Below are 12,503 nucleotides of genomic sequence, written 5' to 3'. Positions count from 1 at the left end.
GGCGTCACCGTGCTATGGCTGACCGCCGGCCTGTTCCACCAGTTCGCTGACGACCTGCTGCCGGCGTTGCGTGGCCTGCGTTACCTGATGGTCGGTGGTGATGTGCTGGACCCGGCGGTGATTGCCCGGGTGCTGCGCGATGGCGCGCCGCAACACCTGCTCAATGGCTACGGCCCGACCGAGGCCACCACCTTCAGCACCACCCACGAAATCACCGCGGTGGGCGAGGGCAGCATCCCGATCGGCAAACCGATCGGCAACAGCCGCTGCTACGTGCTCGATGCCCGCCAGCAACTGCTGCCGGTGGGGGCGGTGGGCGAGTTGTACATCGCCGGCGACGGCGTGGCCCTGGGTTACCTGGGCCAGCCAGAGCTGACGGCCGAGCGCTTCCTGCCCGATCCGTTCAACGGCGGCACGATGTATCGCAGTGGCGACCTGGTCAGTTGGCAGGCCGACGGCACCCTGCGCTACCTGGGCCGTGCCGACCAGCAGATCAAGCTGCGCGGTTTCCGCATCGAACTGGGCGAAATCGAGGCGCGCCTGGGCGAATGCCCGGGCGTGCGCGACGCGGCGGTGATCGTGCGTGAGGACGCGCCGGGCGACAAACGCCTGGTGGCGTACTTCACCGGCGAGACCCCGGCCATCGGCGAACTGCACGAGCGTCTGCAAGGTGTACTGCCGGACTACATGCTGCCGTCGGCTTATGTGCGACTTGAAGCCTTGCCATTGACCGCCAACGGCAAGCTCGACCGCCGTGCGTTGCCGCAGCCGGGCAGCGAGGCCGTGGTCAGCCGCGCCTTCGAGGCGCCGCAGGGCGAGGTGGAGACGGCACTGGCCGCAATCTGGGCCGAGGTGCTCAAGGTCGAGCAGATCGGTCGCCACGACCACTTCTTCGAGCTGGGCGGCCACTCGCTGCTGGCGGTGAGCCTGGTCGAGCGCATGCGCAAGGCCGGCCTGGCTGCCGACGTGCGCGTGCTGTTCGCCCAGCCGACCCTGGCCGCGCTGGCGGCGGCGGTGGGTTCTGGACGAGAGGTAGCCGTACCCGAGAACCGTGTCCCCCACGATGCGACCCGGATCACGCCAGAGATGCTCAGCCTGATTGATCTCGACCAGGCCAGCATCGACCGCATCGTCGCCAGCGTGCCGGGCGGCGCCGCCAATGTGCAGGAGATCTACCCGCTGGCGCCGTTGCAGGAAGGCATCCTCTATCACCACCTGAGTGCGGAGCAGGGTGATCCCTATCTGCTGCAGACCCGCCTGGCCTTCGACAGCCTGGAACGGCTGCAAGCCTGTGCCGGTGCCTTGCAGCAGGTCATCGACCGCCACGATATCCTGCGCACTTCGGTGGTATGGGAAGGTTTGGCGGAGCCGGTGCAGGTGGTCTGGCGCCAAGCCCGCCTGGACGTGCACGAAGTTACTGGGCTGGGCGAGGAGGCGGTGATCGAGCGCCTGCACGATCATTTCGACGCACGCTCGCAGCGCCTGGACCTGACCCAGGCGCCACTGCTGCGCCTGACCTACGCCATGGACCCGGCCGGGCAGCGCGTGGTCGCGGTGCTGCACTTCCATCACCTGGCCCTGGACCACACGGCGATGGAGGTCATTGTCCATGAAATGCAGGCGTTGTTGTCTGGGAGCCAGCACCTGCTGAGCGCAGCCGTGCCGTACCGCACCTACGTGGCCCAGGTGCGCCTGGGCGCCGCCGAGGCGGGGCACGAGGCGTTCTTCCGCGACATGCTCGGCGATGTCGACGAGCCGACCCTGCCCATGGGCCTGGCCGATGTGCAGGGCGATGGGCGTGATATCGAGGAAGCCCGCCTGCCGCTGGACCTGGCCTTGTCGCGCCGGGTGCGCGAACAGGCGCGGGCGCAGGGTGTCAGCGCCGCGAGCCTGATGCACCTGGCCTGGGCCCGCGTGGTCGGCGTGCTGGCGGGACGTCACGACGTGGTGTTCGGCACCGTGCTGATGGGCCGCCTGCAGGGCGGCGAGGGCGCCGACCGTGCGTTGGGCGTGTTCATCAATACCTTGCCGTTGCGCATCGACACGGCCAAGGGGGCCAGTGACGCAGTACGGCTTACCCACCAGCGGCTGTCGGCGCTGCTTGGCCACGAACATGCATCGCTGGCGCTGGCTCAGCGTTGCAGTGGGGTGGCGGCCTCGTCGCCACTGTTCAGCGCCTTGCTCAACTACCGTCACAGCCCGGTTGATGTCGCCGCAGCAGCTGGCGACAGCTTCCAGGGTATGCACCAGTTGGGCGGCGAGGAACGCAGCAACTACCCACTTACCCTGAGCGTGGACGACCACGGCGAAGGCTTCACCCTCAGTGTGCTGGCCCTGTTGGGGATCGGCGCCGAGCGGGTCGCGGGCTGGATGAGCTCGGCTGTGGCCGGGCTGATCCAGGCGTTGGAGCAAGGTGGCGCGGTGCAGGTCGACACATTGCCCATCCTCGATCACACAGCGCTGGGCCAAGTGCTCGAAGGCTTCAATGCCACGGCTGCGAGCTACCCGCAGGGGCACACCGTGCACGCGCTGGTCGAGGCCCAGGCACCCGAGGCGCTGGCCGTGGTGCAGGGCGAGGTGAGCCTGAGCCATGGCGAGCTGAACCAGCGCGCCAATCGCCTGGCCCATTACCTGATCAAGCGTGGCGTGGCGCTGGGCGACCGTGTCGCGCTGTGCCTGCCGCGCGGTCCGCAGCGGCTGGTGGCGATGCTGGCCGTGCTCAAGGCCGGCGCGGCCTATGTGCCGGTCGATCCGGGCTATCCGGCGGAGCGCATTGCCTATCTGCTCAGTGACAGTGCGCCGACGCTGGTGCTGGTCGAATCGAGCACTGAGTCGCTGGTGGGCGAGGTGGCCAAGGTTGCGCTGGATGGCGATGACTGGGCTCATGAAGCCGACAGCAACCCCGTCGTCACCGGTCTGGATGCGGATCAGCTGGCTTATGTGATCTACACCTCCGGCTCCACCGGCCAGCCCAAGGGGGTGATGGTCGAGCACCGTACCCTGGCCAACCTGGTCCACTGGCATTGCCAGGCCTTCGACCTGGGCGCCGGCAGCCACAGCTCCAGCGTCGCCGGCTTCGGCTTCGACGCCATGGCCTGGGAGGCCTGGCCGGCGCTGTGTGCTGGGGCGGTGCTGCACCTGCCGCCGGTGCAGATTGGCGGCGAGCACGTGGACGAACTGCTCGACTGGTGGCTGGAGCAGCCGCTGCAGGTGAGCTTCCTGCCGACCCCGGTGGCCGAGCAGGCGCTGCGCCGCGAACGCCAGCACCCGACCCTGCGCACCTTGCTGGTGGGCGGCGACCGCCTGCGCCAGTTCGACCGCGATCCGGGCTTCGTGCTGGTCAACAACTACGGCCCGACCGAGACCACGGTGGTCGCAACGTCCGGTCAACTTCAGCCGGGTGGCGCGCTGCATATCGGCAAGCCGACCGCCAATACCCGTGTCTATGTGCTGGATGCGCAGCTCCAACCGGTGCCGGTCGGCGTGACCGGCGAGCTGTACATCGGTGGCGCGCAGGTGGCACGCGGTTACTTCAACCGCCCCGACCTTAGCGCCGAGCGTTTCCTTGACGACCCGTTCGCTGGTGGCCGGATGTATCGCACTGGCGACTTGGTGCGCTGGAACGCCGACGGCACCCTGGACTACCAGGGGCGCAACGACGACCAGGTGAAGATCCGCGGTGTGCGGGTCGAGCTGGGCGAGATCGAGGCCGCGCTCAAGGCCCTGCCGGGCATCGCCGATGCCGTGGTGCTGGTGCGTGACGAGCGCCTGCTGGCGTGGTTTACCGAAGCGGCAGCGGTCGATATCGAGCGCCTGCGCGAGGACTTGCAGGCCAGCCTGCCGGCGCATCTGCTACCGCAAGCCTTGATGCGCCTGGACGCGCTGCCACTGACCAGCCACGGCAAGCTGGATCGCAAGGCGCTGCCGGATCCCGACCCCTCGGCCCTGGTTCGCCAAGTCTATGTCGCGCCGAGCGGTGCTTCCGAGGTGGCAATAGCCGCGATCTGGGCCGAGGTGCTGGGTATCGAGCAGGTTGGTCGCCACGACAACTTCTTCGAACTCGGCGGCCACTCGTTGCTGGCGGTAAGCCTGACCGCGCGCCTGCGACAGGCCGGACTGCAGGCCGACGTACGCACCTTGTTCGGCCAGCCGACGGTGGCGGCGCTGGCGGCGACCCTGGGCCAGAGCCATCAGGTCGAGGTCCCGGCCAACCGGATCCCGGCCGGCTGCACCCGGATCACCCCGGACATGCTGCCGCTGGTGGAGCTGGAGCCGGCCGCCATCGAACGTATCGTCGCCACGGTGCCGGGCGGCGCGGCCAACGTGCAGGACATCTACCCGCTGGCGCCGTTGCAGGAAGGCATCCTTTATCACCACCTCAGCTCGCCGGAGCACGACCCCTACGTGCTGGCCTCGCGCATGGCGTTCGCCAGCCACGAACGCCTGCACGCCTTTGTCGATGCCCTGGGCAAGGTGATCGCCCGCCACGACGTGCTGCGCACCTCGGTGCTGTGGGACGGCCTGCCGCAGGCGGTGCAGGTGGTCTGGCGCCAGGCCGCTCTGGCGGTGTTCGAGGTGGCGGATGAAGCCGCGGTGCCGCACGCCCTGGCCCTGGAACAGGCCCCGTTGGTGCGTCTGTACCACTGGCCGGACCCGCAAGGTTCAGGGTTGCTGGCCGCGTTGCAGTTCCACCATATCGTCCTCGACCATACCGCCCTGGATGTACTGGGCCGCGAGCTGGTCGGTTACCTGCAGGGTGCAGCGGTGCCGGCCGGGCAGGGCGCGCCATACCGCAACTACGTGGCCCAGGCGCGCCTGGGCGTCAGCCAGGCCGAGCACGAGGCGTTCTTCCGCAAGCAACTGGGCGATATCGACGAGCCGACCTTGCCTTACGGCCTGGGGGACGTGCAGGTCGATGGCCAGGGTATCGAGGAGGCCCAGCTGTGGCTGGACGCGGCCCTGTGCGCAGACCTGCGGCAACAGGCCCGGCAGTTGGGCGTCAGCGTCGCCAGCCTGTTCCACCTGGCCTACGGCCGTCTGCTGGCAGCGACCAGCGGCCGCGACAGCGTGGTGTTCGGCACCGTGCTGCTGGGCCGGCTGGAAGCTGGCGAGGGCGCCGAACAGGCCTTGGGCATGTTCATCAACACCCTGCCGTTGCGCCTGGACCTGCAGGCCGCGACCCTGCAGGAGGCGGTGCATCAGACCCAGCAGCGCCTCAGTGCCTTGCTCGCCCACGAGCATGCTTCGCTGGCCCTGGCCCAGCGCTGCAGCGGCGTGCCGGCACCGGCGCCGCTGTTCAGCGCGATGCTCAACTACCGTCACGGCAGCCAGGCGGACGAGGCCCAGCGCCTGGCGCTGCAGGGTATCGAGACCCTGCAGAGCAACGAGCGCAGCAACTATCCGCTGAGCCTGAGCGTGGACGACATCGGTGCAAGCTTCCGTCTGGTGGCCCTGGCCCCGGCGGCGGTCGGCGCCGCGCGGGTCTGTGAGCAACTGCGGCAGGTGCTGCAGGCCATGGTCGAAGCGCTGGCACGCGAGCCACGCCAGGCGTTGCTGCAACTGCCGGTGCTGTCGCTCGATGAGCGCCGTCAGCTGCTGCACGACTGCAACCGCACGGCGCGGCCTCACGACCTGACCCAGACCCTCCAGGCGCTGTTCGAGGCCCAGGCCCTGCGTACGCCCGAGGCCGTGGCCATCTGCGCGGAGCAGGGTGAGCTGAGTTATGCCCAGCTCAATGCCGAGGCCAACCGCCTGGCCCATCTCCTGATCGCGCTGGGCGTGCAGCCCGACGACCGGGTGGCGATCTGCGTCGAGCGCGGCCTGGCGCTGGTGGTCGGCCTGCTGGCGATCCTCAAGGCCGGTGGCGCCTATGTGCCGCTCGACCCGGACTATCCGGCCGAGCGCCTCGGCCACATGCTCGCCGACAGCCAACCGCGGGCGTTGCTGGTGCAACAGGCCACCCGCGCCCTGGTGGGTTCGTCGGCGAAGTTGGTCGACCTCGATCAGCCGACTTGGGGTGACCTGTCGGACAGCAATCCGCAGGTGCCTGGCCTGACCTCGGAGCACCTGGCCTATGTGATCTACACCTCCGGCTCCACTGGCGTGCCCAAGGGCGTGATGGTCGAGCACCGCAACGTGGTCAACCTGGTGCACTGGAGCACCGGGCTGTTTCCGAACGAAGGTGCGGTGCTGCACAAGACCCCGGTGAGCTTCGACGCCTCGGTGTGGGAGCTGTTCTGGCCGCTGTGCAGCGGGTTGCGCCTGGTGCTGGCGCGCCCGGATGGCCAGCGCGACCCGCAGTACTTGGTAGAGCTGATCGAACGGCAGCAGGTGAACGTGGTGCAGTTCGTGCCGGCCTTGCTGCAGCAGTTCCTCGACGAGGACGCCAGCGCCGCCTGCGCCAGCCTTACCGACATCGTCTGCGGTGGTGGCGAGCTCACCGAAGCCCTGGCCCGCCAGGTACGCGAGCGCTTGCCACAGGTGCGCCTGCACAACGTCTATGGCCCCACCGAGACCACGGTTGACTGCAGCGTCTGGACCTTGGAAGCGCGAGATCCGCTGCCGGCGGGCGCATTGCCGATCGGACGGCCGATCGACAACACACGCCTGTATGTGCTGGATGCGCATGACCAACCGGTGCCGTTCGGCGTTGCCGGTCAGTTGCACATCGGCGGGGCCGGGGTGACGCGGGGCTACCTGGGCTTGCCGGAACAACAGGCCGAGCGTTTCATCGCCAGCCCGTTCGTCGACGGTGAGCGTCTGTACCGCAGTGGCGACCTGGTGCGCCAGCGCCACGACGGCGTACTGGAGTTCCTCGGCCGCACCGACCACCAGATCAAGCTGCGCGGCCTGCGTATCGAGCCGGGCGAGATCGAGACCTGCCTGAACCGGATCGCGGGTGTGCGTGAGGCGCTGGTGCTGGTGCACGAGCATCCGCACAGCGGTGCGCGCCTGGTCGCCTATCACCGGGGTGAACCGCAACAGGCCGACGCGCTGCGCCGGGCCTTGCTGGCACAGCTGCCGGAGTACATGGTGCCGGCGCTGTTCATCCATCTCGACAGCTGGCCACTGACCCCGAACGGCAAGCTGGAGCGCAAGGCACTGCCGCTGCCGGATCTGCAGGCGGGCGGCTACGAAGCACCACAGGGCGACACGGAAACCCTGCTGGCCGAAATCTGGGCGCAGTTGCTGGGTGTCGAGCGCGTAGGGCGTCACGACAACTTCTTCGAACTGGGCGGCCATTCGCTGCTGGCCGTAAGCCTGACCGCGCGGCTGCGCCAGGCCGGCCTGCAAGCCGACGTGCGCACGCTGTTCGGCCAGCCGACGGTGGCGGCGCTGGCAACCACCCTGGGGCACAGCCGCCAGGTGCCGGTTGCGGCCAACCTGATCCCGGCCGATTGCACCCGCATCACCCCGGACATGCTGCCGTTGGTGGCGCTGGAGCAGGCCGACATCGAACGCATCGTTGCCACGGTGCCGGGCGGCGCGGCCAACGTGCAGGACATCTACCCACTGGCACCGTTGCAGGAAGGCATTCTCTACCTGCACCTGAGCAGCACGGACGCCGATCCGTATGCCTTGCGCGCGCAATTGCGCTTCGACAGCCCGGCGCGCCTGCAGGCGTTCGCCGAGGCCCTGGAGCAGGTCATCGCCCGGCACGACATCCTGCGCACCGCGGTGCTCTGGGAGGGCCTGGCGCAACCGGTGCAGGTGGTCTGGCGCCAGGCGCCGCTGCAACTGGCGCCGCTCGACACGCAGCACCTGGCACGCCTGGACCTGGGCCAGGCGCCGCTGATCAGGCTGCTGCACCGCGCCGTGCCGGGCAGCCAGCGGATCGAGGCGGTGCTGCAGTTCCACCATATCGTGCTCGACCATATCGCCATGCAGGCGGTGCAGGCCGAGCTGCGCGGCTACCTGTCGGGCCACGACGAGCCGCCGCCACCGTCGGTGCCGTACCGCAACTACGTGGTGCAGGCGCGCCAGGGCGTCAGCGAGGCCGAGCATGAGGCCTTCTTCCGCGCCCGCCTGGGCGATATCGACGAGCCGAGCCTGCCGTTCGGCCTGCGCGAGGTGCAAGGCGAGGGGCTGGCCCTCGATGAGGCCGAGGTCGATTTCGAGGGGGCCCGCTATGGCCGCCTGCGTGACCAGGCCCGCCAGCTGGGGGTGAGCACTGCGAGCCTGGTGCACCTGGCCTGGGCGCGCCTGCTGGGCAGTGCCTGCGCCAAGGACCAGGTGGTGTTCGGCACCGTGCTGTTGGGCCGTCTGCAGGGCGGCGAGGGCAGCGAACGGGCGCTGGGCATGTTCATCAACACCTTGCCGCTGCGGGTCGACCTGGGTGGGCTCGGCGTTCGCGAAGGCGTGCTGGCAACGCACCGCGAGCTTTCGGCGCTGTTGCTCCACGAGCACGCCTCGCTGGCCCTGGCCCAGCGCTGCAGCCAGGTGGCGGCGCCGCTGCCGCTGTTCAGCGCCTTGCTCAACTACCGCCAGAGCAGCCGGGCCGCGCCGCAGGCGCAAGCCTGGGAAGGTATCGAGGCGCTGGGCAGCGAGGGGCGCACCAACTACCCGCTGAGCCTTAACGTGGATGATTTCGGCGACGGCCTGCGCCTGGGCGTGCAGGTGTCTGCCCAGGTCGGCGCGCAAAGAGTCTGCGCGCAGATGCTGCAGGTGCTCGACGGTCTGCTGCTGGCGCTTGAACAGCACCCCGAGGAGCAACTGGAGCGCCTGCCCGTACTGAGCACTGATGAACGGCGTCAGGTGCTGGGCGATTTCAACGACACGACCCAGGCCTACGACCTTGACCAGACCCTGCACGGAATGATCGAGGCCCAGGTGTGGCGCACCCCTGATGCCGTGGCGGTAAAGGCAGAGGAGGGCGAGCTGAGCTATCGCCAGCTGGATGACCAGGCCAACCGCCTGGCCCATCACCTGATCGACCTGGGCGTGAAGCCCGACGACCGGGTGGCGATCTGCGTCGAGCGGGGCCTGGCGATGGTGGTCGGCCTGCTGGCCATCCTCAAGGCGGGCGGCGCCTATGTGCCGGTGGACCCGGAGTACCCGGCCGAGCGTCTCCGCCACATGCTTGGCGACAGCGCCCCGCTGGCGGTGCTGGTGCACGCCGCCACACGCCATGTGCCGCAGGCCAGCGCGGTGCCGGTGATCGACCTCGACCTGCCGACTTGGCTGGAGCAACCGGCACAGGCGCCGCAGGTGGCAGGGTTGACCCCGCGCCACCTGGCCTACGTGATCTACACCTCCGGTTCCACCGGCCTGCCCAAGGGGGTGATGAACGAGCACGCCGCGGTGGTCAACCGCCTGCTGTGGATGCAGGACGCCTATCAGCTGGGCGCTGACGACGTGGTACTGCAGAAGACCCCGTTCAGTTTCGACGTGTCGGTGTGGGAGTTCCTCTGGCCGCTGCAGACCGGGGCACGGCTGGTGATGGCGCGCCCTGGCGGGCACCGCGACCCCGAGTACCTGCGCGAGGTGATCCGCGCCGAGCAGGTCAGCACCTTGCACTTCGTGCCGTCCATGCTCGATGTGTTTCTCGCCCATGGCGATGTCCTGCCGCACCGCCTCAAGCGCGTCCTGTGCAGCGGCGAAGCCTTGCCCGGCGCGCTGGTGCGGCGCTTCCAGGCACAGCTGCCGACGGTCGAGCTGCACAACCTTTACGGCCCGACCGAAGCGGCGGTGGACGTCAGCGCCTGGCACTGTGTGACGGCGCCGGACAACACGCCGATCGGCAAGCCGATCGCCAATACCACGCTGTACGTGCTCGATGCCCACGGCCAGCCCGTGCCGCGGGGCGTGGCCGGCGAGCTGTATATCGGCGGCGTGCAGGTGGCGCGTGGCTACCTCAACCGCGAGCAACTGACGGCCGAGCGCTTCCTTGATGATCCGTTCGCCAGCCAGGCCGGTGGTCGCCTGTACCGCACGGGCGACCTGGCCCGGCATCTGCCCGACGGCAACCTGGAGTACCTGGGGCGCAACGACGACCAGGTGAAGCTGCGCGGCCTGCGCATCGAACTGGGCGAGATCCAGGCCTGCCTGACCCGCGTCGAAGGGGTCAAGGAGGCGGTGGTACTGGCCCGCGAGCAGCGCCTGCTGGCCTACTACACCGGTGCCCGGCAGGCGCCGGAGGCTTTGCGCGCGGCACTGCTCGGCCAATTGCCGGAGTTCATGGTGCCAGCCTCGTTCACCTACCTCGAGGCGCTGCCGCTGAGCCCCAACGGCAAGCTGGACCGCAAGGCGCTGCCGCAGCCAGAGGGGACGCAGCAGGTCTACGAGGCGCCGCAAGGCGAGGTCGAGACGCTGTTGGCGCAACTCTGGCGTGAGTTGCTGGGTGTCGAACAGGTCGGTCGCCACGACAACTTCTTCGAGCTCGGCGGCCATTCGCTGCTGGCCGTGACCCTGACCGCGCGCATGCGCCAGGCGGGCCTCGCGGCGGATGTGCGGGTGCTGTTCGGCCAGCCGACCCTGGCGGCGCTGGCGGCGGCGGTGGGCGGCGAAGTGATGGTGGAGGTGCCGGCCAATCGCATCCCGGCCGACTGCCAGCGCATCACCGTCGATATGCTGCCACTGGCGAAACTGGACCAGGCGGCGCTCGACCAGGTCGTGCGGCAGATCCCCGGCGGCGCGGCGAATGTCCAGGACCTCTATGCCTTGGCGCCGTTGCAGCAGGGCATTCTCTACCACCACCTGGCCAGCGCCGAGATCGACCCCTATGTGCTGCAACTGGGCTTCGCCTTCGCCGGCCAGGCCGAGCTGGACGCCTTCGTCGCCGCGCTGAACCAGGTCATCGCCCGTCACGACATCCTGCGCACCAGCGTGCACTGGCAGGGGCTCGATGAGGCCGTGCAGGTGGTCTGGCGCGAAGCGCGCCTGGACATCCGGCCGGCGCTGGACAGCGTGCGCCTGGACCTGGGGCGCGCCCCCCTGATGCACCTGAGCAGCAGTGTGGAGCATGGCCGCCTGCAGGCGACCCTGCTGCTGCACCATATCCTCCTCGACCATGCCGCCATGGAGCTGCTGGTGGCGGAGGTCGGCGATGTGCTGCTGGGCCGCGAGCCTCAGGGCGACAGCGTGCCGTACCGCAACTATGTGGCCCATGCGGGATTGCGCGACGACAGTCAGGCGCAGGAGGCGATGTTCCGCCAGCTGCTGGGCGATATCGATGCGCCGACCGAGGTGTTCGGTCTGCGTGACGCGCTGGGCGATGGCAGTCATGTGCTCGACCATCGCCAGTACCTGGACGACAGCCTGGCGCAACGCTTGCGCGGTCAGGCGCGGGCGCTGGGGATCAGTGTCGCCAGCCTGGTGCACCAGGCCTGGGGGCAGGTGCTGGCGCAGTTGTCCGGCCGTGAGGAGGTGGTGTTCGGCACCGTGCTGCTCGGCCGCCTGCAGGGCGGCGAGGGTGCCGAACGGGCGCTGGGCATGTTCATCAACACCTTGCCGTTGCGGGTCAGCGTGGGCGACATGGACGTGGTCGAGGGCGTGCGCCTGACCCATCAGCGCCTGGCGCGCCTGCTGGCCCATGAACAGGCCTCCCTGGCCCTGGCCCAGCGCTGCAGCGGCGTGCCGGCCTCACAGGCACTGTTCACCAGCCTGCTGAACTACCGCCACAGCGCGGCTGGCGGCACGGAGCAGGCCCAGGCCTGGCAGGGGATCGAACTGCTGGCCGCCCATGAGCGCAGCAACTACCCGCTGGTGGTCAGCGTCGACGACCTGGGGGATGGCTTCGCCCTGACCGTGCAAGCGGTGGCGGCCGTGGACGGCGGCTTGGTCTGCCAGCTGTTGCAGGAGGCCCTGGCCCGCTTGGTCGAAGCATTGGCGCATACGCCGGCAACGCCACTGAGCCGGCTGCATGGCTTGCCGGCAGCCGAGCGCGAGCGGGTGTTGCGCCAATTCAACGCCACCGGGCGCGACTACCCGCGTGATCTGCCCGTGCATGTGTTGTTCGAGGCGCAGGCCAAGGCCAGCCCGGATGCGCTGGCGGTGGCCCATGGCACAAGGCGCTGGAGTTACCAGGCCCTCGACTGGCAGGCCAATCGGCTGGCCGAGTATCTGCTGGAACTGGGCGTGCGCGCCGGTGATCGCGTGGCCTTGTTGCTGCCACGCTCCTTCGATTTGTTGGCGGCCCAGCTGGCGGTGAGCAAGTGCGCGGCAGTGTTCGTACCGCTTGACGGCAATGCCCCGGTCGAGCGCCAGGCGTTCATGGTCGGTGACAGCGGGGCGGCGTTGCTGCTGACCCATAGCGACCAGCCCGAAGTGGCGGGCCCGCGCCGGGTCGAACTCGACCGGCTCGACCTGAGCACCTATGCGGCTGCGCCGCTGGGCCTGGCGGTGGACGCCGGCAGCGCGGCGTACATCATGTACACCTCCGGCTCCACCGGCACGCCGAAGGGCGTGCAGGTGCCGCACCGGGCCATCGTGCGCCTGGTGATCAACAACGGTTTTGCCGACTTCAACCACCAGGACCGCGTGGCCTTCGCCTCCAACCCGGCGTT

Annotated in this window: 1 protein-coding gene; it reads left to right on the top strand. The window is 69.2% G+C overall.

The window, feature by feature from the left end:
- Window positions 1–12,503 (top strand): non-ribosomal peptide synthetase (locus BMY03_RS25900; RefSeq protein ID WP_143067584.1); only part of this gene is annotated, 12,503 nt, incomplete at both ends.

Origin of the sequence: Pseudomonas soli (assembly GCF_900110655.1) — a bacterium.
GTDB lineage: Bacteria > Pseudomonadota > Gammaproteobacteria > Pseudomonadales > Pseudomonadaceae > Aquipseudomonas > Aquipseudomonas soli.
This window is presented reverse-complemented; position numbering and strand designations above follow the sequence as displayed.